Source organism: Pseudomonas neuropathica (assembly GCF_051174785.1).
Classification (GTDB): Bacteria; Pseudomonadota; Gammaproteobacteria; order Pseudomonadales; family Pseudomonadaceae; genus Aquipseudomonas; species Aquipseudomonas neuropathica_A.
This window is the reverse complement of the sequence record NZ_CP195111.1, coordinates 2,189,167-2,211,191: the sequence shown is the minus strand read 5'-3', so window position 1 is coordinate 2,211,191 and position 22,025 is coordinate 2,189,167. Positions and strand designations below refer to the sequence as shown.

Below are 22,025 nucleotides of genomic sequence, written 5' to 3'. Positions count from 1 at the left end.
ACCATGTCGAACTTAGTGACCAATGTTGGACACGCCCATGGTGACCATGGGCACGATGACCATCACCACGACTCGGGCGAGATGACCGTATACGGTTTCTGGCTCTATCTGATGACCGACTGCATTCTGTTTGCGTCGATCTTCGCGGTGTACGCAGTACTGGTAAACAACGTTGCCGGTGGCCCGTCGGGCCACGACATCTTCGAACTGCCATACGTGCTGGGCGAAACCGCTCTGCTGTTGTTCAGTTCGATCACCTACGGCTTCGCCATGCTGGCGTTGTACAAAGGCAAGAAGCAGGCGGTCCTGGGTTGGTTGTTCATGACCTTCCTGCTCGGCGCAGGCTTTATCGCCATGGAGATCAACGAGTTCCACCTGCTGATCTCCGAGGGTTTCGGTCCTAGCCGTTCGGGCTTCCTGTCCGCGTTCTTCACCCTGGTCGGTACCCACGGTCTGCACGTTTCGGCGGGTCTGATCTGGATGGGCATCATGATGTACCAGGTCAACAAGCATGGCCTGACGGCGACCAACAAGACCCGTCTGAGCTGCCTGAGCCTGTTCTGGCACTTCCTGGACGTGGTGTGGATCTGCGTATTCACCGTTGTTTACCTGATGGGGACTCTGTAATGGCTAATGCACACTCCCATGACAGCCATGATGCTGGCCACGGCAGCGTAAAGTCGTACGCCATTGGCTTCATCCTGTCGGTGATCCTGACCGTGATTCCATTCGGTCTGGTGATGTACCCGAGCCTGCCGAAGGCCACCACGCTGGCAATCGTTCTGCTGTTCGCAGTAATCCAGGTGATTGTTCACCTGTATTACTTCCTGCACCTGGACCGTTCCATTGCTCAGCGTAACAACGTGATTGCATTCGTCTTTACGGCGATCGTGATCGTGCTGCTGGTTGGCCTGTCGTTGTGGATCATGTTCAGCATCCACACCTACATGATGGCGAAGTGAGGTAAGACCCGATGTCGCTCAAGCACTTTATCCAAATCACCAAACCGGGGATCATTTTCGGTAACGTGCTTTCTGTGGCAGGCGGGTTTTTCCTGGCCTCGAAAGGGCATGTGGATCTGGCGGTGTTTCTGGCTGCCATGATCGGTACATCCCTGGTTGTTGCCTCCGGTTGCGTGTTCAACAACTGCATCGACCGCGACATCGACCTGAAGATGGAACGCACCAAGAACCGGGTGCTGGTGCAGGGCTTGATCTCCCTGAAACTGGCCCTGGTCTACGCGACCATCCTTGGTGTTCTCGGCGTTGCGTTGTTGTACAAGGTGGCCAACCCGTTGGCCGCTTTGTTCGCGGTAATCGGCTTCATCATCTACGTCGGCTTCTACAGCCTGTACCTCAAGCGCAAGTCGGTTCACGGCACGCTGGTGGGCAGTCTGTCGGGCGCCATGCCGCCAGTGATCGGTTACGTTGCCGTAACCAACAGCTTCGACATGGCCGCGCTGACGTTGCTGGTGATGTTCAGCCTGTGGCAGATGCCGCATTCCTACGCCATCGCGATCTTCCGCTTCAACGATTACCTGGCCGCATCGATTCCGGTGCTGCCAGTGAAGCGCGGGATTCAAGTGGCCAAGAAGCACATCCTGCTCTACATCCTGGCGTTCCTCGTAGCGACCTTGATGCTGACCTTCAGCGGTTACGCCGGCATGAGCTACCTCGCCGTCGCCGCAGCCATGGGCATGTACTGGTTGTACATGGCCTGGACCGGCTACAAAGCGGTGGATGACACGGTCTGGGCACGCAAGCTGTTCGTGTTCTCGATCTTCACCATCACTGCGTTGAGCGTCATGATGTCCCTGGACTTCAAGGTGCCCGCAGAGCTGCTGCTGACGTACGCGCCGTAAGGCTCGATGCTTGAAGAAAAACCCCGCACATTGCGGGGTTTTTTGTTTATCTGGAGCCGGATTTGTTGATAGTCTGTCTGTAGGCGATTTGCCTATAGTTTGCACATGCGAACCGTATTCTTTGAAACAACGATATTTACCACAAGCGTTGGTCAGTACCTGACAGACGATGAGTACCGAGAACTGCAGGCTTATATGCAAGGCAATCCGTTGGCAGGCGATGTGATGCCCCGAACGGGTGGATTCAGAAAACTACGCTGGGCTGATGCTCGACGTGGCAAGGGCCGACGAGGCGGCTTGCGGGTCATCTATTATTGGCTTATGAATGATGGTCAGTTCTGGATGTTTGCAATTTACGACAAAGATGAGCTTGAGAATCTGACTGCCGAGCAAGAAAAGGCGCTCAAAAAAGCCATAGATAAAGAGTTGAAAACACGAGGTACCCCATGAAAAAACGCGACCTGTTTGCAGAGTTGATACAGGGCGTTGATGAGATGGCGGCTCAACGCGAAGGAAAAATTACCCTGCGCAATACAGTGCTTGAGGACAAACCAGTCCCCGAAGTCGGAGCCCAAGAAATCGTGGCTTTGAGAGAAAAGTTACATATGTCTCAAGCCGTCTTTGCCAAGCGAATCAGGGCGAGTCCCAGCACTCTGAGAAACTGGGAGCAGGAAAAGTCAAAGCCAAATGCTCAAGCTGCTTTGTTGATCCGTTTGGTTGAAAAATTCCCTGACATGGTTGACCGCCTGAGCGCCGTTTAACGACAAAGTCATTTAATTTAAAGCCCCATTACTTCGAAAGAGGTGTGGGGCTTTTGTTTTCCGTGACTGCGGGTTGCGGCGCAGTAACAAACCCCCTAGATTTGGATCCAACCATGACAGTGATAGCTCCTTGCCATTTGCGGTTGCCCATCTGTCTTAACCTGCGGTTCTGCATGTACTGATCATAAGGCTGGGCGAAATGACTGAGAGGATGACCTGCGACGAGCGTTTTATTGCCCTGGCCCAAGAGCTGAACTACGACATTTATGGTGAGAACACCGCCGGCGGCAATTACGCGCCGCTGATCCGACATCATGATGAGCTGTATATCAGCGGCATGGTGCCGCGGACCCACGGCAAGATTCAGTATCCCGGTCGGGTTGGGCTGGAGTTGACCCTCAAGGATGCCCAGGCCGCCGCCAGCATCAGTGCAATGCGTTGTCTGGCGTTGATCGTCGATGCGGTGGGTTCGCTGGACAAGATCAAGGCGTTGTTGCGGGTCACTGTTTATGTGAAGTCGACGCCGGACTTCGTTGACCTGAGCGAAGTGGCCAACGGTGCGTCGGATGTGTTCAGTCATGTGCTCGGCGATGCCGGCCGGCACACGCGCACCACGGTCGGTGTGTATCAGTTGCCAAAGAACGCAGCGATTGAAGTCGACATGATCGTGGCGTTGCATCCTTCGGCTTGAGGGTGGTTTAGCGGCTTTCCCTCACCCTAGCCCTCCCGAAACGTCGGACCGCCCAGAGGGAGAGGGGACTGACCGAGGCGTCTTGCGCTATACGTCGACCTGAGAGGTCGAGGCGACAGTGGATTCCGCACAGCCCTTTCATTTCGGCGTACTTCTACAATATCCCCAAATCGGCTCCCTCTCCCGTGGGAGAGGGGACTCACCGATGTGTCTTGCGCTGTACATCGACGTGAGAGGTCGAGGCGACAGTGGATTCCGCACAGCCCTTTCATTTCGGCGTACTTCTACAATATCCCCAAATCGGCTCCCTCTCCCTTGGGAGAGGGCTGGGGTGAGGGGCATCGGTTTAGGCCATCTCACCCAACCCCAGCCGAAAACCAAAAAGCCCCGCACTGAATCCCAGCGCGGGGCTTTTTCGTACAGCGGCTGCGCTATTACTGCGCGGCGATGCTATAGCCATCAAACGCAGTCTGCTGTTGCAGCGCAGTGATGATGTTCTTGCGGTTTACCGCCTGCTCGGTACCCGCGTTGTCGACGAAGACTTCGCTTTCCAGCTCCGCTTCTTCGCCTTCACCAACGAAGGTGAAGCCGAGGAACTCCAGCGCTGCACGGTCAACGTTCAGGCGCGAGCGTGGCGTGCGCAGAGGCAGGGTCACGCTGATGCCGTCCTTGCTGATGGTGAAGATTTCGACTTCTTTCTTCTTCGCCGCTTTGCTCTTGCCGCCGCTCGGGTTACTGATCGCCTGATGGGTCTGGTTCAGCACTTTGAGGGCCAGGCCATAAACGATTTCCTGGAACGCCGGATCGTCCTTGAAGCTGGACAGGATGCGGCCGATCGAGAACTTGCTGCTGAGGTCTTCAAGGGCGGCGAGGTCGGCGGCTTCGGCGTCTTTCAGTGCCTTGAGTTCGCCCATCAGCTCGTAGGCCTTGTCGTCATCGAAGCTGTCGTGAGCCTGACGGATCGCCGCGCGCAGCTCGCGGATCTGGTCGCTTTCGCGGGTCGACTGGAATGCGTCCAGGACCATCTCGCTGATGATTTTGGCTTGTGGCAGGTGTTGTGAAAGATTGATGGAGTTTTCGTATTCCGCTTTGGACGATTCGGTGACTACGGATTCAGCGGTGTTGAAATCGGACATTGAAATTTCACTACTTTTAACTTGAGTGGAGATGAGAAAACCGAGGGCTTTTTCAGGCCGACTAATTTAGGGGAGCGCGGCGGCGTTGTCACGGAGCAACGGTCTGCCGGTCGAGTTTTTTCCTGCATCGGGCTATTTCAGGCGTGGCCGTTCCATGGCAATCACTGAGGTTTCAAAACCCAGGCTGGCAAAAAAAGCCTCTGCGTTCTCGCGTCCGGCGCGCAGCACCCAGGTAATATCGGGGTTGTCGCCCATGATGTGCCCAACCAGTGCGCGGCCAATCCCTGCACGCCGATGCTGGTCGTCGACCACCACCATCGACAGGTAACCGTTGGACAAACCATCGGTGATCCCACGGGCGAAGCCGATGATCTGATCACCCTGGACGGCGACGGCGGTGCGCTGAGAGTTCTTGATCAGCAGGGCGAAGTGTTCAGCTGAGCCGGTGCGATGGCCCCAGCCATGCTGCCCGAGAAACTGCCGCACCGATTCCGTTTCGGTGGACAGCAAATCGCGTACGTTGAGAGTGTTGTTCATCTGCTGTTCGAGTCCTTGTCAGCGATTTTTCATGGAAGGGGAGCGTAGGCAGCGTCAGGATTTCCCCCACGTCTGCATCGCAAACTCCACGAACCGGCGCAATTTCGGCAAACGATAACGATCCGGCGCGTAGAGCAGATGCATCGGTCTGCTGGGTGGCTGGAAATCGGCAACGACCTTTACCAGTCGGCCTTCGCGCAGATCCTGTTCCACCAGCGCATCCGGCAGCATCACGATGCCCATGCCGGTGCGGGCAGCCTGATGCAAGCCGGCGGAGCTGTTGATCAGCATAGGCCCGCTGACGTCGACCATGATTTCCCCGTCGGGCCCGCCGAGGCGCCAGCGCTTTTCCACTGATTGCCAGTCGTCACCGGCGGGATAGGCGAACGACAGGCAGTCGTGTTGTTGCAAGTCTTCCGGCGTTTTCGGCATGCCGCGCCGGGCAACATAATGCGGCGAGGCGCACACGGTCAGGGTGTAGTCGATCAAGGGCCGGGCGATCAGGTTGGACTGGTCGAAATTGCCCAAGCGAAACGCCACATCCAGGCCACTCTCCAGTAGATCGGGACGGCTGTTGGTCAGCACCACATCGAGTTTGACCTGCGGGTACAGCAAGGAAAACTCACTGAGCGCCGGGGCCAGCCGTTCGACGCCGAACGTCAGCGGCGCGGTGAGGCGCAGCATGCCTCGGGGTTGATCGAGGGTCTGCTCGGCGAGGCGTTCGGAATCGGCGACCAACCCCAATACTTCCAGACAACGCTGGTAGTAAACGCTGCCGAATTCGGTGAGCCGCTGACGGCGGGTCGTGCGTTGCAGCAGTTGCACGCCGAGCCGTTGCTCCAGCGCACGCAGATGATTGCCGACCATGGTCGTCGACAGGTCGCACTGCAGCGCGGCCGCCGTCATGCTCCCGGCTTCGACGACTTTGACGTACACGCTCATCGACTGGAACAGGTCCATTATCAAGCTCGGCTTTTAAATGAATGAAGTTTTGCCGAGTTTATCCAGTTTCGCTGGCTAACCATACTGCCAGCACACCGACCTGCACTGGAGTTTGAAGTCATGACCGCCGCCCTGATGAACACCTACCAACCACTGGCCTTGAGCTTCACCAAAGGCCTCGGCACTCGCCTGTGGGATCAGGCCGGTCGCGAATATCTGGATGCGGTTGCCGGTGTGGCGGTGACCAATGTCGGCCACTCGCACCCGCGGATCGTTACGGCGATCAGCGAGCAGGCGGGTTTGCTGCTGCACACGTCGAATCTATACAGCATCGACTGGCAGCAACAACTGGCGAAACGGCTGACGGAACTGTCGGGGATGGAGCGGGCGTTCTTCAATAATTCGGGGGCCGAAGCCAATGAAACGGCGTTGAAACTCGCGCGGTTGTACGGCTGGCGCAAAGGTATCGAACAGCCGCTGGTGGTGGTCATGGCCAACGCGTTCCATGGCCGCACACTCGGCACCCTGTCGGCGAGCGATGGCCCGGCGGTGCGTCTGGGTTTCAACGAGTTGCCGGGGGATTTCCTCAAAGTGCCGTTCGGTGATCTCGCAGCGCTGGAGCAGGTGCAGCAAAAGCACGGCGAGCGCATCGTCGCGATTCTGGTCGAGCCGATTCAGGGCGAAAGCGGTGTGCAGATCGCGCCGCCCGGTTACCTGAAAGCCCTGCGTGAACTGTGCAATCGCCACGCTTGGCTATTGATACTCGATGAAATCCAGACTGGTATTGGCCGCACCGGGCGTTGGTTCGCGTTTCAACATGAAGGCATCGTCCCGGACGTCATGACCCTGGCAAAAGGACTGGGCAACGGCGTGCCGATCGGCGCTTGCCTGGCGCGGGGCAGGGCGGCGGATCTGTTTACGCCCGGGAGCCATGGCAGCACCTTCGGCGGCAATCCGCTGGCGTGTCGGGTCGGTTGCACGGTGCTGGACATCATCGAAGAACAGGGCCTGCTGGAAAACGCCCGGATTCAGGGTGAACGCCTGTTGACTCGCTTGCGTGCAGAGTTGGCAGACAATCCCAATGTGCTGGCGATCCGTGGTCAGGGCTTGATGATCGGGATCGAGCTGAAACAACCGGTGCGTGATCTGACCCTGATCGCGGCGCGGGATCATGGACTGTTGATCAACGTCACGCGTGGCAAGACGATACGGCTGCTGCCACCGTTGACGATTGATGAGCGTGAGGTGGAGATGATTGTCAGAGGTGTGGGGCATATCATCAGTAGTGATATTTGCAGCTAATAACGCAAATCTCACCACCTTCAATGCTGTAGACCAAACGATGCTCACCCGATACTCGTCTGGACCAAAAGCCGCTCATGTTGTGTTTAAGCGGCTCAGGTTTGCCGATACCTTCAAACGGTTCGCGCTGGATTGCTTTGATCAACAGATTGATACGTTTGAGTCCGGCCTTATCGTTCTGTTGAAACCACAAATAGTCTTCCCAGCCTGATGGCGTGAACTCGATTTTCATTCTTCGATCAATTGCCTGACTTTGGCTTTGCCGGCACGCATTTCGCCAATCGATTTGATCAACCGCTCGGCATTGGCCGGAGAGCGCAGCAGGTAGGCTGTTTCTTCGAGTGCGTTGTACTCAGCCAGAGACATCATCACGACGGGCTCGCCTTTTTGGCGTGTGACCAGAAGGGGGGCACGGTCCTCGTTAACGCGGTCCATCGTTTCGGCCAAATGCGCACGGGCGGTGGTGTAGTTGATGGTTTGCATGAAGTAGTCCTCGCTAGTAGCAAAGAACGTACAGAAATGAGTACAGGATGACAAGGTGACACCTACTAGTGGTTGTTTCGCAGAAGGGTTGCTGCGAGCACGTTCAGTATCACTTAAGGACTCTGGAGACGTTTCTGAGAAGGTTGTAATCCTTCTCCGCTGTCTCGGGCAGCGAGAAACCGCCGTGTTGTCGGCATCCGGCATTCCTTGTGTAGGAAAAAACTATGGCTAGTCCGGATAATCCGCCAGATCCGGCGCCAGCATCCGCGTCTTCGCCTTGCCATTCGAATTGTGCTGAATGATCTCGCGCGGCTGCCCCTGTTCATTGAAAAACACCTGGCCGATCCCCGCCGAATTCCATAAGCGTTCGCCAGCCTCAGCATGTTCCGGCGTGTACGGCACGATGCGCATGCGGCGGCGTTTGGTGAACCAGTTCAGCGGTGACCGTGGCGAGTAGAGCCAGCGGTTGAGGCGGTCGAACCATTCCAGCAGGTTTTTTGGAAACTCATTCTTGATCCCGCTGCTGGTGATCTGCCAGATTCGCGGCCCGGCCTTGCGGTGTCGGATAAGTACTTCGTAGACGAAGGAATAATGCACGTCGCCGGACAGCACCACGTAGTTCCCGGGTGTGCGCGAGTGGCGGAAAATATTCAGGATCACCTGCGCCGCACCGCGATGAGCCATCCAGTTTTCCGCGTCGACCAGCAGCGGGTAACCGCACCAACTGAAGACCTTCTGCACGGTTTCAATCAGCTTCACGCCGAAGATCGGCGCCGGAGAAACGATGATCGCTGAAGGATGATCGAGCAGTTCCTGTTGCAGTTCGCTCAGCGCCTCCCAATCGAGCAGGCCCGACGGTTGCTTGAGCGCCATCTCACTGCGCCAGCGTCGGGTGCGCGTGTCGATGACTACCAGTGCCGGGCTGGTTGGCAGTACGAAATGCCAATGCTGAAAGCGCAGCAGGTCATCGATCAAATCGTCCTGCACCGGGCTGTCGAGATACCGGTCATCACCGCTGGCGCTCAGCCCCAGGGTTTTCTCCAATACCTCTTTGAACGCATCGGGATTATTGCCCCAGCCCTGACACAACATATAAGCGATCAGCGCGTTGCCGATGATGCGTTTGGAGAACGGATGGCCGTAGGCCGTTTCCTCCCATTGCGCGGACAGGTTCCAGTCGTCGGTGATGTCGTGATCGTCGAAAATCATCAGGCTCGGCAGATGCGCCAGCGCGCGGGCGACCTTGTCCAATCCAGCCTTGAAGGCATCGATGCGAGTCTGTTCGAGGGTGTAGCGCTTGAAGCGTTCTGGCGTCAGTTCGGGCGCTTGCGGATCGATCAGCGACCAGGCGGTCGGCGACCACACCAGCACGTACATCGCCATGACTTCGGCGAAGGTCACCAGATGATTGTCAGCGCTGCTGCTGGTGAAAATCGGCTTACGCGCACCGCCGAAAAATCGCTCGCGCAATGTCTCGTTGCTCTCCAGCGCCGGTAACAAATCCGCACGGTGGTAGTAACTGGCAGGGTGTTGGTAGAGCTTCGCGCTGTCGCTGACCACGGCGCCTTCGAGGTGTTCGTCGAACAGGCCGAGACGTTCGATCAAGGCATGAATCGCCCGCAACATCGGGCCGGCGACATCGTCGGCGTAGACTTGATCGCCGCTCATCATCAACAGCGCCGGGCGTTGTTGCGGATCGGTTTCCGTCGCCAGCAATTGGTCGACGCACAGCAAGCCATCCGTCGCCGGGTGATGCGGCTTGCGGCAAGAGCCGTGCAGCAGTTGATCGATCCGCGAGCGCAGGACGAAGTTCGGACTGGTTGCATCGCCGTACAGCAGATGCGCTGCCCAGTCGGCGATTCCCTCTGCGTTGTCGATCAGCAGGTCATAGTCGATACGCGTGTCGCAGGGCAGGGCGTTGTCGAGAGAAACATCGATGAGATGAACAAACGCCTGACGACCTACGGGAATGACGGTGCATTTCCCGGCGTCGAGAGGAATGTCTCCTACGCCTTGCAGGCGCAAGGTCAGCGCCAGTGGCCGCGTGCCGACCAGCCACATGACCACGCGCGTTGGTTCCAGCCGTCGCAGCAGCGGGCCGGCCAGGACAGGAGGCAGCGGGATCAGGTCAGCGGGGGTCGAAGACATCGAGGGCAAAGCTCAAGGCGCACAGGCCGGCGATGATAGCGCAGGCGGCGCCTTGAACCCTTAAATCAGCCTTAAGAGTCGGCTTTTTGTACTTTCAGCGCCAACAAACGCCATTGCGCAGGCAGTGCGTCCACTCGCGGCTGCTCTTGCACGGAGCAATCGAAACGGTAGGTGACATCGTCGCCGTTCATGTTGCGCGCGGTGACGGTGTTGTTGAAGGTGTAGACCTGATCCTTGAAGCGGTGGCTGACCAGCGCCTTGCTGTCAGCAAACCGCGCCGAGGCGGGAAAGCGCAACGTGCTGGTCACAAACGGGCTGCACATGACATACGCAATCATCGACTTGTCGGCCTGGGCGTCGCCGCGCAATTTCTTGTTCAGCGCTGCCAGGGCCATGCGCCCCTGATAGTCGCTTTGATCGAGCACGGTCTGTAACCCGATTGATTTCGGCGCCCGGCTGGCGTAGTTCGGCAACAGTGCGGAGTCGGCGGGAGACGGCTTGTCGTCCGGCTCGATGGCAGCAAAAGCCGGCGCATCCTTCAGTTCGGCAGCGGGTGTGACTGCCTCGGCTTCAGGCAATAGGGAGGTCGGCTCGATGACCTGCGTGTTTTCAGCCTGCGCCGCTTCGTAATCATGCGACGAAGGAAACAACGACAACGTGATCGAAAGCACCACCATCGCGACAATGAAGCCGCCCGCTGCGCCGACGATGTTGCCGTAGACAATATTCCAGCTGCCACGGTTCTTGACCACCCAGCGCCACATGAACCCCCACACCGCGACAAACGCCAGAAAACGCAGAAACTCCATTTGATCCTTTCCTTAAACCTTCCAAACCTGAAATCAACGCACGCCCAAGGTGAACGCTGACGATGGCCGGCAAGATAACAAAACAGACGTGTAATGCCAGTGACGATAGCGGCGCTCAGTGAAAATTAAGCGCGAAAAACGCCAGAGTCGTCACACCAGCAGCCAGCCCACAGATACCGGCGAAAAGTTGCCGGGCCAACGGATGCTCTGGCCGAGGACGTCTGACCAGCCACATCCAGACACCCGCCAGCACACCGAACGTGGTGATTATTTGCAACACGCTACTGGCCAGGTTCTCAGTTGCAGGAGGCACGTGCGCCGGGAAAAGTCCTGCACAGACCACCGAAAAAATCATTGCGACGATGAAGCCGCTGGCGGCACCCGCCAGGTTGGCAAGGATCAGGTTCCAGGCACCACGGGTCTGCACGACCCAAGCCCAAACGGCTGCCCAGACGAAAAAGTACAACACGGCCATCAAAGTGTTTCTCCCTCTGAAAATCGATTCCATCGAGGCGCTGGCGACCTCGTTACTGGCAGTGGACGGCACGATAGCAAAATAGTAGCGTCGCGCCACTGCCCATCTCCGTAACGGACTACCTATGCTTGTCAGTACCCATGCTCCGCGCCTGCTCTGCGCGATCACGTTCGCCTTTGCAATGACCCCGGCAGTCGCCGCCTGGCAAGAACACCCGGAAAACAGCTGGAAGTATTACGCCGGCAACTGCCAGCGAGTGCAGGAAAAAATAGCCGATGTGCAGAGCGGTCGTACCACCGCCTACGACGTGATGTTTGCCCTGGAAAGCAACCTGCAGACCATGAATGAACAGCGCTCGAACCTGACACCCAATCACCTCGGCTCCCGGGAATTTGCACAATGCGAAAACGTAGCGGGCCAAGCTGAAGCGATGATCGCCCAAGGCAAAGCCGAGTTCGCCGCGAAAATGCAAGGTGCTGCCGAGGAAGGCCGCATCGCCCATCAAAACTCCCCCGCCTACCAACGCGCCCGCGCCCTCGGCTACAGCGACGTCGGTGATATATCTTTCCTGAAACTGCACGAAGATACCGACGGCGAAGCACGCCTGAAAACCATGCTGATCACCGTCGACGAAATATGCGGCCAATACTTCCGCGCTACGCAATACGTGAAGCCGTATGTGATCTATACGGTTCGGCCTTCTGATGGCGGTTGTGGCGAAGTCAAACGCGTCGCGGTGGTTGGCGGTCGATCCGTGGAGAAGGGCGATTACATTGATGAGAAGGGCGAGTTTCAGTATCTGGGCTGGAAAAAACTTGTCGGTGCCGACGGGTTCCCAACCGACATCCGCGTGTTGAAAGCCCGTCGTTGAACCAAAGAAATACCGGGATGTTTTCTTGAAGATGAGGATGGACAGATGATCGACTTCAACAACAAAGGCTTCTTCAAACTCAAGCAGAACGATGAATACGCCGAACGCGTAAGCGCGCTGTTGCTCGACGGCGAGGAAGTGATCGACTCTTACAAGGCCATGCGTGATGGCGTGGTGTTTACCAACAAGCGCATCATCGCAGTCAACGTTCAGGGCATTACCGGCAGCAAGAAGGATTTCACTTCCTTGCCGTACAAGAACATCGTCGCCTACTCCGTGGAAACCTCGGGCACGTTCGATCTGGATTCGGAGCTGGAGATTTACTTCTCGTCACTGGGGAAGGTGAAGTTCGAATTCACCGGGAAGACGTCGATGGTGGAGATTTCGAAAGTGATCTCTCAGCACGTACATTGAATTAGAGCTGAATGCGGATGATCTGGCGTGCCTAATATGGTGGGGGGAGAGCTTTTTTGACGGGGCTGCTGCGCCTTAAGATCGCTGGCCATAGCAGTGCGATGTGGATGTTTCAATGTTTGTTCGGTAAAGATTTAGGGTGGACGGGACGATGGCAAAATAGTAGCTTCGGTACAAAGACCTCCATTCAAGCGAGGTTCGGAGTTTTTTGCATCTCGTTAAAGGAAGACGTAATGCTATCTATTCCCCCTTCTCGTGGCTCGCATACACCCCATGCTAAATCATTGAGCCAATACCTCGGGTTTTTACTATTGTCAGCGAGTAGTGCCGACGTGCGTGGCTGTAATTTGCTATTGCGATTGATGGGTTTCTGTGTCGAATTTAATTCTTTTGTTTTTATGATACTTACTAAGAAATTTAAGGCTATGTTTTCTTGTGTGCTGGTTTGTAATATTCATATTAACTTGAGTGTTCGCGTATGAAACATCCGGACAAATTTTTAAGTGTCGTTTTTCATGAGTCTGGGGGTATTGGTGATGACCTTGCTCTATGTGCTGGCTTTGAGCGCGGTAAGTGGCGAAATGATCAGTTTGCAGATCATATAATAGAGTGGTTGCCAGAGTTTGCGCTAAGTTACTCTGAGATAAATGAAATTGGCCACCATAATGCACTGCGGATTATAAAGCGTGCAGCAAAAATTGTTTACGATACGGAAAAGTACGGATTGCGAGGCGAGTTTGGTGAGATATTGCTTCATATAGCCATTAGGCAAGTATATAAAACGCTTCCCGCTATAAATAAGATTTATTACAAGAGCTCAGTTAACGAGACGGTGAAAGGGTTCGACGCTGTTCATGTAGTGAAGAAAGACGACGGGCTTGAACTCTGGGTAGGGGAAACCAAATTTTATAATAAGGTTTCTAGGGCGATCTACGATGTGGTCAAGGAGATAGTTGACCATTTGGAAACTGACTACCTTAAGTCGGAATTTATTCTGATAAGAAATAAAATAGACCCGGAGTGGCCCGAGGCGGAAGAGCTAAGGGAATTACTTCACGAAAATACATCTTTGGATAAAGTGTTTCGGCAAGCTTGCATACCTGTTTTACTAACTTACGATAGTGAGGTGGTGAAAGGTGGTGCGATAGATAAAGAGTACGAGAGTAATATCAGGGATGAAATTATTGATGCGTATTCTAGTTTTCGAAATAAGTTAAATGATCAGTATTTAGAGAGGTTTTTTACAGTTCTGCCAATAACCGTTCATGTGATTTTGATCCCGCTACATGAGAAAAAAGAGTTAATTGCCGCTTTGGATAAACGCCTAAAGGCTCTTCAGATATGATAGATCATCAGGCTGTGCGAAAAGAATTGAGAGGGAGTGAGTGGGTAAATACACCCTTCAAAATGCTCTCGGTAGTATCTGCTATATGTTCTAGCAATTTAGAGGTTGGGCGGGAGTTTGTAATTAGGACACTCGCAAAGCGTGATGGGCTTGATGTTCTATATCGAAATATAGTTGATGAGTTGGCTATGCAGGTTGGATTGTATCCATATGCGTCGGATCTCGAGAGCTTATCACTTCGAAGCGCATTTACACATGCGAGTAACCGAGCGGAAAAAGAGATGGAGAATTATGTCCTCCATAGCTCGCAGACTAGGATTCTGAGAAAACTGATGGCTGGTGAGTCGGTTATTTTAAGCGCTCCCACATCTTTTGGTAAAAGCTTGTTAATTGATGTGATTATATCTGAAAAAAACTTTTCGAATATTGTATTGATTTTGCCAACGCTGGCGTTGGTAGAAGAGACTCGTCGTAGAATGTCAAGGTTCGTTGGGCGTTATAATATTTTAACTACGGGAGGACAGGAGCAGAGTGAACGCAATATTTTTGTACTGACACAAGAGCGCTTTTTGGCAATGGAGACTGAAATTCCAGATGTCGACTTTTTTGCTATTGACGAATTTTATAAGCTTTCAATTTCTGGTGAAGGTGATAGGGCAACACTTCTCAATCAAGCACTCATAAAGCTAGTTAAGACGGGCGCTCAGTTTTATCTGCTTGGTCCTTCAATCAAATCTATACCCGAGATCGTAACAGACCGCTTGAAGTGTAGTTTTTATATCGAAGACTTTCAAACGGTCGCAATTGAACTGCACGTTCTTAGCAAAAAACCAACTAGAGAGGAGGCGTTCGCAAACTTGCTAGACGGGCTGGAAGGGCAGACGTTGGTGTATTGCCAGTCTCCGGCGAGTACTCGAAAGCTTCTTAAAAATTATCTGGCAATAAGGGATGTGCCGCTTTCTGAAGATGAAGAGTTGATCGAGGCCGCTCAATGGACCTCTCGGCACTATCATGATGAATGGTTGGTTTCTGTTGCATTAATGCATGGTGTCGGTATTCACCATGGTAGGTTACCAAGATCTCTAGGCCGATTCATGATTCGAGCTTTTGAAGAAGGGAAACTGAATATCCTTCTCTGTACATCGACCTTGATTGAAGGAGTGAATACAGCGGCAAAAAATGTCGTCGTATATGACGGATCGCTGAATAAAAAACCTCTAGATTTTTTTACATTTAATAATATAAGAGGAAGATCAGGTAGGATGTTTAAGCACTTTGTTGGAAGTGTTTACTGTTTTGATGCTCCTCCAGAAGAAAATCTTCCCTTCGTGGATATACCGTCATTCAATCCTACAGAAACAACTCCAAGCAGTATTCTTATAAATCTACCCGAAGGTTTAGTTCCAGTGGGGCTCCAGGGCAAAGTGGATCTGTTAACTAAACAAGATTTGCTGCCTGTAGAGGTTCTGAGGAAGTTGTCGGGGATAGAGCCGGAGTATCTGTTAGATACTGCAAGATATTTGTATGGCTTGGATGTTCGTGAACTGCAAAAGCTAGTTTGGTCAAGCCGCCCTCGGTATGAAGACATAAAAGCTACATCTGAAATTATATGGAAACAGCTCGGAGGTGCTGGAACTGCCCGGCAGAGTTCTATGCGGACGTCATCCATGATGACATTGTATGTTTGGAGGTTGTACGCGTTAAGAAGCGTTCCAAGGTTCAGGCGGGAAATGATAAAAAGTCAAATTGACTTTGGTACTTCACCTGATGACTCAGTTGAAAACGTACTTGCTTTTCTAAGGGGATGGGCATCTTTCAATTATCCGAAATATTTGATTTCGCTTAATGAGGTGTTGAATGTTGTGCTTGTGAAGCGAGGATTGAAAGGTGCAAATTATATAGCGTTTGCCGCATCTATTGAGCATTTATTTCAACCTTCGTCCTTCTCAACTCTCGAGGAGTACGGGCTTCCAACGGAAATTTCGGAAAAACTTATGGCCGGTCAAGTTTTCTCAAAAGATGATGGTTTAGAGTATGTGGTGAATAAGCTGAAGGAAAAAGAGTTAGGGGCGTTTGCAGATGGCGTCTTTGAAAGGCGCGTCATAGAGGATTTTCAAGAGGGTATTGGATCGAAGGTTGGAGCGACAAAAAAGAAATGAAAAAGTTTTTTGAATAAGCAGCGGGAAAAAGTGTTTTATTATCTGTCGTATTGATGTGGGTTGGTTTTGTTGGCGGTATCAATATGGAAAGGTCTAACTTGGTTTGGTAAATATTGGGGTGAGTGATGGGTGTTTCAAAGCCAGTAGTATTGCCTAGTATCAAATTTGATAAGCAAGGTGAAGCTGACGAATTTTTTAAAGGTATTTTGGATCGTTATGAAGATGATGAGTATCTAGATGCGGTAGATGAAGAATTTGTTTATGAGTTGCTTCAGAGGCATCCAGACGCTGACTCAAAGATTGGAAGTGGTGTTGTAGGCATTTATCGGGGCAGATCAACTGACCATCCATCGAGTTGTTTTCATGTGCACAGAAATGATGGGTCGAAGACAGATTTCTCTTACAAAACATGCGTTAGGGGAACTTCTCCTAGTTTGAAAGCCTGCTTCTATCAAGCTTGCCAGAGATCAGTTGCTAATTCTGTTTCTGATAGAAAGAAACGTTTATTTGAGATCGCTGGGGGCGAAATTGCTTGCCGCAAGACCGGGGTTCTTACTACATTTACTACGTCTGATTATCGACATACGACTCCCCGCTTTAGGGAGATTGTAGAGGGGTTTATTGAATTCCATAATATTACAGTATCAGAACGTTTGATTTCGAGAGGGGCTGACATGCAATATTCTGCCGTTTTTTCTGATCCTAGTATGGCGGATAATTTTTTAAGTTATCATCTTAAAGTTGCGAGCCTTGAGATTTTTAAGCGTTACGAAATTCCGAGTCGTTCTTAGTGTGGTGGGTTGTTATTTATGCTTGGTATTTGTATTTTTAGTTATGTGAGGCTGAGTTTTAGGTGCGTTTTTCGGGCGCTGAAGGATTTACAGTGGGGTTCTATATATATTAGTTGGCTCAAGTAATACCTATAGTATCTCTTTTAAATAGCCCTTGAGCGCAAGGAGCGGCTGATCCAGCTGCTCCAGCGAACGCGCCCCGCTGAACTCAGCTGACAACTTCTGCAACTCCCGCCCTAGTGGTTTCTCAACACCACCCAAGGCATCCATCGCCAAGCTCAGGCATTCGTTCATCTTGAACTGAATGGTCTCGACATCCCCGCGCCGTACCAACAGTTCGAACACGTCTTTCTGGTAATCACCCATGACCATGTCGTCCCGCAGAATCGGGCTCAGGCCTTCTTCCTCGTAAGCGAGCTTGAGGGAGAAAAGGGCGACTGTTTCCAGTGACGTTTCCATGGGGTGGGTCCTTGGGTTTTCGGTTGACCAAGAAGCGGTGGATCAAAGATCGCAGCCTGCGGCAGCTCCTACAACAGCAGCCACTTTCCGGCAGGCGAAAAAAAAGGCCTTGCTAAGCAAGACCTTTCTTAATTTTGGTGCCCCGAGGGAGACTCGAACTCCCACTCCTTTCGAAAACGGATTTTGAATCCGCCGCGTCTACCAATTCCGCCATCAGGGCTCAATGGCGGCGAAGTATAGAGATGAGATTACCGTCGGTCAATCAGGTACATAGAGAATTTTCGATATTTCCGCTAGACTTTCCGGCCCTGCTAGACGAACCCCATCATGCGCGTTGCTGACTTTACTTTCGAGCTCCCTGATTCGCTGATCGCCCGCCACCCTTTGGCCGAGCGTCGCGGTAGTCGCCTGCTGACCCTTGACGGGCCGAGCGGCGCCCTCGCACACCGTCAATTCACTGATTTGCTCGAGCATTTGCGCCCGGGCGATTTGATGGTGTTCAACAATACCCGGGTGATTCCGGCGCGGCTGTTCGGGCAGAAAGCGTCCGGCGGCAAGCTGGAAATCCTCGTTGAGCGGGTGCTCGATACGCACCGCGTGCTGGCCCATGTGCGTTCCAGCAAGTCGCCGAAGCCGGGTTCGAAGATCCTTATCGACGGTGGTGGCGAGGCAGAAATGCTTGCGCGTCACGATGCGTTGTTCGAGTTGGGCTTCGCTGAAGAAGTGTTGCCGCTGCTCGATCGCGTCGGGCACATGCCGTTGCCTCCTTATATAGATCGCCCGGACGAAGGCTCGGATCGCGAGCGTTATCAGACCGTGTACGCCGAGAAACTCGGCGCGGTGGCGGCGCCGACGGCCGGGCTGCATTTCGATCAGTCGCTGATGGAAGCGATTGCCGCCAAGGGCGTCGAGACTACTTTCGTCACGCTGCACGTGGGCGCGGGGACGTTCCAGCCGGTGCGCGTCGAGAAGCTTGAAGATCACCACATGCACACCGAGTGGCTGGAAGTCGGCCAGGACGTGGTCGATGCAGTCGCGGCGTGCCGTGCACGCGGTGGTCGGGTGATTGCGGTCGGCACCACCAGTGTGCGTTCGCTGGAAAGTGCCGCGCGCGATGGCGTGCTCAAGCCGTTCAGTGGCGACACCGATATCTTTATCTTCCCGGGCCGGCCGTTCCATGTGGTCGATGCCCTGGTGACCAATTTCCATTTGCCGGAATCGACGCTGTTGATGCTGGTTTCGGCATTTGCCGGTTATCCCGAGACCATGGCCGCCTACAAGGCCGCCGTCGACAACGGTTACCGCTTTTTCAGCTACGGTGATGCGATGTTCATCACCCGTAATCCCGCACCTACTGCCCCTAAAGAAACCGGCCCAGAGGAAACAGAATGAGTCGCGAATGTCGCATGTCCTTTGAACTTCTGGCCACCGATGGCAAGGCCCGGCGTGGTCGCCTGACCTTCCCGCGTGGCACCGTCGAGACCCCGGCGTTCATGCCGGTGGGCACTTACGGCACGGTCAAGGGCATGTTGCCGCGTGACATCGTTGCCACCGGCGCAGAAATCATTCTGGGCAACACCTTCCACCTGTGGCTGCGCCCTGGCACCCAAGTGATCAAGGAACACGGCGACCTGCACGATTTCATGCAGTGGAAAGGCCCGATCCTCACCGACTCCGGTGGCTTCCAGGTGTTCAGCCTCGGCGCGATGCGCAAGATCAAGGAGGAGGGCGTGACCTTCGCCTCCCCGGTCGACGGCGCCAAAGTGTTCATGGGCCCGGAAGAATCGATGCAGGTGCAGCGCGATCTCGGCTCCGACATCGTGATGATCTTCGACGAATGCACGCCGTACCCGGCTGACGAAGACGTCGCTCGCGTTTCGATGGAGTTGTCGCTGCGCTGGGCTCAGCGCTCGAAAAATGCCCACGGTGACAACACCGCGGCATTGTTCGGCATCGTGCAGGGCGGCATGCACCAGGATCTACGCATGCGCTCGCTCGAAGGCCTCGACAAGATCGGCTTCGATGGCCTGGCCATTGGCGGTCTGTCGGTGGGCGAGCCGAAGCACGAGATGATCAAAGTGCTGGATTATCTGCCGGGCATGATGCCGGCTGACAAACCTCGTTACCTTATGGGCGTTGGCAAACCGGAAGATCTGGTTGAGGGTGTGCGCCGCGGTGTGGACATGTTCGATTGCGTGATGCCAACCCGTAATGCCCGCAATGGGCATCTGTTCATTGATACCGGCGTGCTGAAGATCCGTAACGCGTTCCATCGCCATGATGAATCGCCGCTGGATCCGACCTGCGATTGCTATACCTGCCAGAACTTCTCCCGCGCTTATCTGCATCACCTGGACAAGTGCGGCGAAATGCTGGGAAGCATGCTCAATACCATCCATAACTTGCGCCATTATCAGGTGCTGATGGCTGGTTTGCGCGAGGCTATTCAACAGGGTACATTGGCCGCCTTTGTCGATGCCTTCTACGCCAAACGCGGGCTCCCCGTTCCGCCTTTGGACTGAGTTTTCTGACCCCAAGATTCAACATTTGCAACTGGAGTGCTAAATGAGCTTTTTTATCTCTAACGCCATGGCTGACGCGGCTGCACCGGCTGCTGCCGGCCCAATGGGCGGCGGTTTCGAGTGGATTTTCCTGGTCGGCTTCCTGGTCATCTTCTACCTGATGATCTGGCGTCCACAGGCCAAGCGCGCCAAAGAGCAGAAGAACCTGCTGAGCAGTCTGCAAAAAGGTGACGAAGTTGTGACCACTGGCGGCATCGCCGGCAAGATCACCAAAGTGGCCGATGACTTCGTGGTTCTGGAAGTTTCCGACACCGTGGAAATGAAGTTCCAGAAAGGCGCCATCGCCGCCACGCTGCCAAAAGGCACGCTGAAAGCGATCTGAAGCAACAACTTCTACTCAATCGACGGGGCGCGCAAGGCGCCCCGCGTTCATAACGGGCGGCGTGATGCTGAACAAATATCCTCTGTGGAAATACATTCTGATCCTGGCGGTGCTGGCGATCGGTCTGATTTATTCCGCTCCGAATCTATACCCCGATGACCCGGCCATTCAGGTCAGTGGTGCAAGCACTGCGCTGCAAGTCAATCAGGCTGATCTGGATCGTGTGAGCACTGCGCTCAAGGAGTCCGGGATCAACGTCAAGGCAGCCACGCTGGCCGCCAACGGCAAGGGCGGCCTGATCCGCCTGAGCAAGGCTGAAGACCAGCTGCCGGCCAAAGACGTTGTGCGCAAGGCGTTGGGTGATGACTACGTGGTCGCGCTGAACCTCGCACAGACCACCCCGCAATGGCTGCGCAATCTGGGCGCGCACCCGATGAAGCTGGGTCTGGACTTGTCCGGTGGTGTGCACTTCCTGCTGGAAGTGGACATGGACAAAGCCCTCGATGCACGCCTGAAAGTCTACGAAGGCGACGTCAAGAGCCTGCTGCGCAAAGAGAAGCTGCGCTATCGCAGTCTGCCGCAACTGGGCGGTGCCATTCAGTTGGGCTTCAGCGATGAAGACTCCCGCGAACAGGCCCGTGCACTGATCCGCAAGAACTTCAACGATTTCGACATTGTTCCGGCCGACCTCAACGGTCAACCGGTGCTGCGTCTGGCGATGACCCCGGCCAAGCTGGCGGAAATCCGTGAATACTCCATCAAGCAGAACTTGACCACGGTACGTAACCGCGTCAACGAGCTGGGTGTTGCCGAACCGATCGTTCAGCGTCAGGGCGCCAACCGCATCGTGGTTGAGCTGCCGGGCGTGCAGGACACTGCCGAAGCCAAGCGTATTCTCGGCAAGACGGCCAACCTTGAGTTCCGTCTGGCTGCAGAGCCGGGTGCTTCGAAAGCCACCTCCGAAACCTTCGAGTTCCGTGAAGGCAATCGTCCGCCAGCACAGATCGAGCGTGGTCTGATCATTACTGGTGACCAGGTTACCGATGCCAAGGCTGGTTTTGGCGAACACGGCACACCAGAAGTGAACATCCGTCTGGATGGTCACGGTGGCGAGCTGATGAGTCGCGCTACTCGTTCGAACGTCGGTCGCAGCATGGCGGTGATCTTCATCGAACAGCGTCCGATCACCACTTACACCAAGCAAGTGGTCGATGGCGTCGAGAAAGACGTTGCCGTTCAAACGTTCAAAGAAGAGAAGAAGATCATCAGCCTGGCGACCATTCAGTCGCCGCTGGGTGCTCAGTTCCGCATCACTGGCCTGAACGGTCAGGGCGAATCGTCCGAACTGGCGCTGCTGCTGCGTGCCGGTGGTCTGGCTGCACCGATGTACTTCGCTGAAGAGCGCACCATCGGCCCGAGCCTGGGTGCTGACAACATCACCAAAGGTATCGATGCGTCGCTGTGGGGCATGCTGTTCGTGTCGCTGTTCATCATCGCCATCTACCGCTTCTTCGGCATCATCGCCACTGTCGCGCTGGCAGTGAACATGGTGTTGCTGCTGGCCCTGATGTCGCTGCTGGGTGCAACGCTGACCCTGCCGGGCATCGCCGGTATCGTGCTGACCATGGGTATGGCGGTCGACGCCAACGTGCTGATCTTCTCGCGGATTCGTGAAGAGATCGCCGCCGGCATGACCGTGCAGCGTGCAATCAACGAAGGCTTCGGCCGGGCATTCACCGCGATTCTCGACGCCAACCTGACTACCTTGTTGGTCGGCGGGATTCTCTTTGCCATGGGCACCGGCCCGGTCAAAGGTTTCGCAGTGACCATGTCCCTCGGGATCTTTACCTCGATGTTCACGGCCATCATGGTGACCCGCGCAATGGTCAACCTGATCTTCGGCGGACGTGACTTCAAGAAGTTGTGGATTTAAGGGG

Annotated in this window: 25 protein-coding genes and 1 tRNA gene; 16 read left to right on the top strand and 10 right to left on the bottom strand. The window is 54.5% G+C overall.

Features of this window, described 5'->3' with window-relative positions; translation table 11 throughout:
- Nucleotides 1-3: 3 nt before the first annotated feature.
- From cyoC to ACRRSD_RS09920, 6 genes are all read left to right on the top strand, one after another.
- On the top strand, nt 4-627 hold the full coding sequence (cyoC, locus tag ACRRSD_RS09945; protein ID WP_007916943.1) for a cytochrome o ubiquinol oxidase subunit III: 624 nt from the start codon (nt 4-6) through the stop codon (nt 625-627).
- Nucleotides 627-962, top strand: coding sequence for a cytochrome o ubiquinol oxidase subunit IV (gene cyoD, locus ACRRSD_RS09940; RefSeq protein WP_007916940.1), 336 nt, complete (start codon nt 627-629; stop codon nt 960-962). Before cyoC ends, cyoD begins: the two co-directional genes overlap by 1 nt.
- Nucleotides 963-973: 11 nt before the next feature.
- Nucleotides 974-1,861: a heme o synthase gene (cyoE, locus tag ACRRSD_RS09935; protein WP_007916939.1), complete on the top strand. Its 888-nt coding sequence runs from the start codon at nt 974-976 to the stop codon at nt 1,859-1,861.
- Between the two features lie 105 nt (nt 1,862-1,966).
- Complete coding sequence (locus ACRRSD_RS09930) at nt 1,967-2,311, top strand: toxin (protein WP_127929688.1); 345 nt, start codon at nt 1,967-1,969, stop codon at nt 2,309-2,311.
- Nucleotides 2,308-2,622, top strand: coding sequence for a helix-turn-helix domain-containing protein (locus ACRRSD_RS09925; RefSeq protein ID WP_194936341.1), 315 nt, complete (start codon nt 2,308-2,310; stop codon nt 2,620-2,622). Before ACRRSD_RS09930 ends, ACRRSD_RS09925 begins: the two co-directional genes overlap by 4 nt.
- Nucleotides 2,623-2,821: 199 nt before the next feature.
- Nucleotides 2,822-3,313: a RidA family protein gene (locus ACRRSD_RS09920; RefSeq protein ID WP_034156086.1), complete on the top strand. Its 492-nt coding sequence runs from the start codon at nt 2,822-2,824 to the stop codon at nt 3,311-3,313.
- Between the two features lie 434 nt (nt 3,314-3,747).
- Here the strand turns inward: ACRRSD_RS09920 and ACRRSD_RS09915 are convergent, their stop codons facing one another.
- From ACRRSD_RS09915 to ACRRSD_RS09905, 3 genes are all read right to left on the bottom strand, one after another.
- On the bottom strand, nt 3,748-4,449 hold the full coding sequence (locus ACRRSD_RS09915) for a hypothetical protein (protein WP_007949995.1): 702 nt from the start codon (nt 4,447-4,449) through the stop codon (nt 3,748-3,750).
- Nucleotides 4,450-4,581: 132 nt separating this feature from the next.
- On the bottom strand, nt 4,582-4,986 hold the full coding sequence (locus ACRRSD_RS09910; RefSeq protein ID WP_435037959.1) for a GNAT family N-acetyltransferase: 405 nt from the start codon (nt 4,984-4,986) through the stop codon (nt 4,582-4,584).
- A 54-nt stretch (nt 4,987-5,040) separates the two neighbouring features.
- Nucleotides 5,041-5,946, bottom strand: coding sequence for a LysR family transcriptional regulator (locus tag ACRRSD_RS09905; RefSeq protein WP_435037958.1), 906 nt, complete (start codon nt 5,944-5,946; stop codon nt 5,041-5,043).
- Nucleotides 5,947-6,048: 102 nt separating this feature from the next.
- Here ACRRSD_RS09905 and ACRRSD_RS09900 point away from each other — a divergent pair, with 102 nt between their 5' ends.
- Entirely contained in the window at nt 6,049-7,230 is a 1,182-nt protein-coding gene (locus ACRRSD_RS09900) for an aspartate aminotransferase family protein (RefSeq protein ID WP_435037957.1), read from the top strand.
- On the opposite strand, the gene ACRRSD_RS09895 is transcribed toward ACRRSD_RS09900, so the two are convergent.
- The 5 genes from ACRRSD_RS09895 to ACRRSD_RS09875 all read right to left on the bottom strand — a co-directional run bounded on the left by ACRRSD_RS09895 (nt 7,208) and on the right by ACRRSD_RS09875 (nt 11,244).
- Nucleotides 7,208-7,462: a Txe/YoeB family addiction module toxin gene (locus ACRRSD_RS09895; protein ID WP_108226058.1), complete on the bottom strand. Its 255-nt coding sequence runs from the start codon at nt 7,460-7,462 to the stop codon at nt 7,208-7,210. The two genes, ACRRSD_RS09900 and ACRRSD_RS09895, sit on opposite strands and share 23 nt — an antisense overlap.
- Nucleotides 7,459-7,713: a type II toxin-antitoxin system prevent-host-death family antitoxin gene (locus ACRRSD_RS09890; RefSeq protein WP_086791676.1), complete on the bottom strand. Its 255-nt coding sequence runs from the start codon at nt 7,711-7,713 to the stop codon at nt 7,459-7,461. The genes ACRRSD_RS09895 and ACRRSD_RS09890 overlap by 4 nt, the downstream gene beginning before the upstream one ends.
- Before the next feature lie 228 nt (nt 7,714-7,941).
- A complete protein-coding gene (locus ACRRSD_RS09885) occupies nt 7,942-9,861 on the bottom strand; it encodes an alkaline phosphatase D family protein (protein ID WP_435037956.1) in 1,920 nt (639 codons plus the stop codon).
- A gap of 71 nt (nt 9,862-9,932) precedes the next feature.
- A complete protein-coding gene (locus ACRRSD_RS09880; RefSeq protein WP_435037955.1) occupies nt 9,933-10,670 on the bottom strand; it encodes a hypothetical protein in 738 nt (245 codons plus the stop codon).
- 115 nt (nt 10,671-10,785) lie between these two features.
- Nucleotides 10,786-11,244 carry a hypothetical protein gene (locus ACRRSD_RS09875; protein ID WP_435037954.1) on the bottom strand — a complete coding sequence of 153 codons (459 nt, stop codon included), beginning with the start codon at nt 11,242-11,244 and terminating at the stop codon, nt 10,786-10,788.
- 25 nt (nt 11,245-11,269) lie between these two features.
- Here ACRRSD_RS09875 and ACRRSD_RS09870 point away from each other — a divergent pair, with 25 nt between their 5' ends.
- From ACRRSD_RS09870 to ACRRSD_RS09850, 5 genes are all read left to right on the top strand, one after another.
- Complete coding sequence (locus ACRRSD_RS09870; RefSeq protein ID WP_435037953.1) at nt 11,270-12,016, top strand: hypothetical protein; 747 nt, start codon at nt 11,270-11,272, stop codon at nt 12,014-12,016.
- Between the two features lie 45 nt (nt 12,017-12,061).
- The gene (locus tag ACRRSD_RS09865; protein ID WP_122599085.1) at nt 12,062-12,430 is read left to right on the top strand and encodes a PH domain-containing protein; all 369 of its coding nucleotides are present in this window, start codon (nt 12,062-12,064) and stop codon (nt 12,428-12,430) included.
- A gap of 478 nt (nt 12,431-12,908) precedes the next feature.
- Nucleotides 12,909-13,775: a HamA C-terminal domain-containing protein gene (locus ACRRSD_RS09860; protein WP_435037952.1), complete on the top strand. Its 867-nt coding sequence runs from the start codon at nt 12,909-12,911 to the stop codon at nt 13,773-13,775.
- Nucleotides 13,772-15,934, top strand: coding sequence for a DEAD/DEAH box helicase (locus tag ACRRSD_RS09855; RefSeq protein ID WP_122599083.1), 2,163 nt, complete (start codon nt 13,772-13,774; stop codon nt 15,932-15,934). Before ACRRSD_RS09860 ends, ACRRSD_RS09855 begins: the two co-directional genes overlap by 4 nt.
- 125 nt (nt 15,935-16,059) lie before the next feature.
- Nucleotides 16,060-16,725 carry a DCL family protein gene (locus tag ACRRSD_RS09850; RefSeq protein WP_435037951.1) on the top strand — a complete coding sequence of 222 codons (666 nt, stop codon included), beginning with the start codon at nt 16,060-16,062 and terminating at the stop codon, nt 16,723-16,725.
- A 129-nt stretch (nt 16,726-16,854) separates the two neighbouring features.
- On the opposite strand, the gene ACRRSD_RS09845 is transcribed toward ACRRSD_RS09850, so the two are convergent.
- Both ACRRSD_RS09845 and ACRRSD_RS09840 read right to left on the bottom strand, forming a co-directional pair.
- Nucleotides 16,855-17,184 carry a hypothetical protein gene (locus ACRRSD_RS09845; protein ID WP_435037950.1) on the bottom strand — a complete coding sequence of 110 codons (330 nt, stop codon included), beginning with the start codon at nt 17,182-17,184 and terminating at the stop codon, nt 16,855-16,857.
- A gap of 135 nt (nt 17,185-17,319) precedes the next feature.
- Nucleotides 17,320-17,404: transfer RNA gene (locus ACRRSD_RS09840), tRNA-Leu, on the bottom strand.
- 107 nt (nt 17,405-17,511) lie between these two features.
- On the opposite strand from ACRRSD_RS09840, the gene queA reads away from it, so the two are divergent.
- From queA to secD, 4 genes are all read left to right on the top strand, one after another.
- Nucleotides 17,512-18,576, top strand: a complete 1,065-nt coding sequence (gene queA / locus ACRRSD_RS09835; protein ID WP_007916915.1) for a tRNA preQ1(34) S-adenosylmethionine ribosyltransferase-isomerase QueA — start codon at nt 17,512-17,514, stop codon at nt 18,574-18,576.
- A 14-nt stretch (nt 18,577-18,590) separates the two neighbouring features.
- On the top strand, nt 18,591-19,706 hold the full coding sequence (gene tgt, locus ACRRSD_RS09830; RefSeq protein ID WP_162130185.1) for a tRNA guanosine(34) transglycosylase Tgt: 1,116 nt from the start codon (nt 18,591-18,593) through the stop codon (nt 19,704-19,706).
- 43 nt (nt 19,707-19,749) lie between these two features.
- Nucleotides 19,750-20,088, top strand: a complete 339-nt coding sequence (yajC, locus tag ACRRSD_RS09825; RefSeq protein WP_007916913.1) for a preprotein translocase subunit YajC — start codon at nt 19,750-19,752, stop codon at nt 20,086-20,088.
- 64 nt (nt 20,089-20,152) lie between these two features.
- Nucleotides 20,153-22,021: a protein translocase subunit SecD gene (gene secD, locus ACRRSD_RS09820; protein WP_077574432.1), complete on the top strand. Its 1,869-nt coding sequence runs from the start codon at nt 20,153-20,155 to the stop codon at nt 22,019-22,021.
- The last annotated feature ends 4 nt before the right edge of the window (nt 22,022-22,025 follow it).

Excerpts from the sequence above, each read along its gene's own strand:
- cyoC (WP_007916943.1), top strand. The coding sequence starts at position 4 with ATGTCGAACTTAGTGACCAATGTTGGACACGCCCATGGTGACCATGGG.
- cyoD (WP_007916940.1), top strand. The coding sequence starts at position 627 with ATGGCTAATGCACACTCCCATGACAGCCATGATGCTGGCCACGGCAGC.
- cyoE (WP_007916939.1), top strand. The coding sequence starts at position 974 with ATGTCGCTCAAGCACTTTATCCAAATCACCAAACCGGGGATCATTTTC.
- ACRRSD_RS09930 (WP_127929688.1), top strand. The coding sequence starts at position 1,967 with ATGCGAACCGTATTCTTTGAAACAACGATATTTACCACAAGCGTTGGT.
- ACRRSD_RS09925 (WP_194936341.1), top strand. The coding sequence starts at position 2,308 with ATGAAAAAACGCGACCTGTTTGCAGAGTTGATACAGGGCGTTGATGAG.
- ACRRSD_RS09920 (WP_034156086.1), top strand. The coding sequence starts at position 2,822 with ATGACTGAGAGGATGACCTGCGACGAGCGTTTTATTGCCCTGGCCCAA.
- ACRRSD_RS09915 (WP_007949995.1), bottom strand. The coding sequence starts at position 4,449 with ATGTCCGATTTCAACACCGCTGAATCCGTAGTCACCGAATCGTCCAAA.
- ACRRSD_RS09910 (WP_435037959.1), bottom strand. The coding sequence starts at position 4,986 with ATGAACAACACTCTCAACGTACGCGATTTGCTGTCCACCGAAACGGAA.
- ACRRSD_RS09905 (WP_435037958.1), bottom strand. The coding sequence starts at position 5,946 with ATGGACCTGTTCCAGTCGATGAGCGTGTACGTCAAAGTCGTCGAAGCC.
- ACRRSD_RS09900 (WP_435037957.1), top strand. The coding sequence starts at position 6,049 with ATGACCGCCGCCCTGATGAACACCTACCAACCACTGGCCTTGAGCTTC.
- ACRRSD_RS09895 (WP_108226058.1), bottom strand. The coding sequence starts at position 7,462 with ATGAAAATCGAGTTCACGCCATCAGGCTGGGAAGACTATTTGTGGTTT.
- ACRRSD_RS09890 (WP_086791676.1), bottom strand. The coding sequence starts at position 7,713 with ATGCAAACCATCAACTACACCACCGCCCGTGCGCATTTGGCCGAAACG.
- ACRRSD_RS09885 (WP_435037956.1), bottom strand. The coding sequence starts at position 9,861 with ATGTCTTCGACCCCCGCTGACCTGATCCCGCTGCCTCCTGTCCTGGCC.
- ACRRSD_RS09880 (WP_435037955.1), bottom strand. The coding sequence starts at position 10,670 with ATGGAGTTTCTGCGTTTTCTGGCGTTTGTCGCGGTGTGGGGGTTCATG.
- ACRRSD_RS09870 (WP_435037953.1), top strand. The coding sequence starts at position 11,270 with ATGCTTGTCAGTACCCATGCTCCGCGCCTGCTCTGCGCGATCACGTTC.
- ACRRSD_RS09865 (WP_122599085.1), top strand. The coding sequence starts at position 12,062 with ATGATCGACTTCAACAACAAAGGCTTCTTCAAACTCAAGCAGAACGAT.
- ACRRSD_RS09860 (WP_435037952.1), top strand. The coding sequence starts at position 12,909 with ATGAAACATCCGGACAAATTTTTAAGTGTCGTTTTTCATGAGTCTGGG.
- ACRRSD_RS09855 (WP_122599083.1), top strand. The coding sequence starts at position 13,772 with ATGATAGATCATCAGGCTGTGCGAAAAGAATTGAGAGGGAGTGAGTGG.
- ACRRSD_RS09850 (WP_435037951.1), top strand. The coding sequence starts at position 16,060 with ATGGGTGTTTCAAAGCCAGTAGTATTGCCTAGTATCAAATTTGATAAG.
- ACRRSD_RS09845 (WP_435037950.1), bottom strand. The coding sequence starts at position 17,184 with ATGGAAACGTCACTGGAAACAGTCGCCCTTTTCTCCCTCAAGCTCGCT.
- queA (WP_007916915.1), top strand. The coding sequence starts at position 17,512 with ATGCGCGTTGCTGACTTTACTTTCGAGCTCCCTGATTCGCTGATCGCC.
- tgt (WP_162130185.1), top strand. The coding sequence starts at position 18,591 with ATGTCCTTTGAACTTCTGGCCACCGATGGCAAGGCCCGGCGTGGTCGC.
- yajC (WP_007916913.1), top strand. The coding sequence starts at position 19,750 with ATGAGCTTTTTTATCTCTAACGCCATGGCTGACGCGGCTGCACCGGCT.
- secD (WP_077574432.1), top strand. The coding sequence starts at position 20,153 with ATGCTGAACAAATATCCTCTGTGGAAATACATTCTGATCCTGGCGGTG.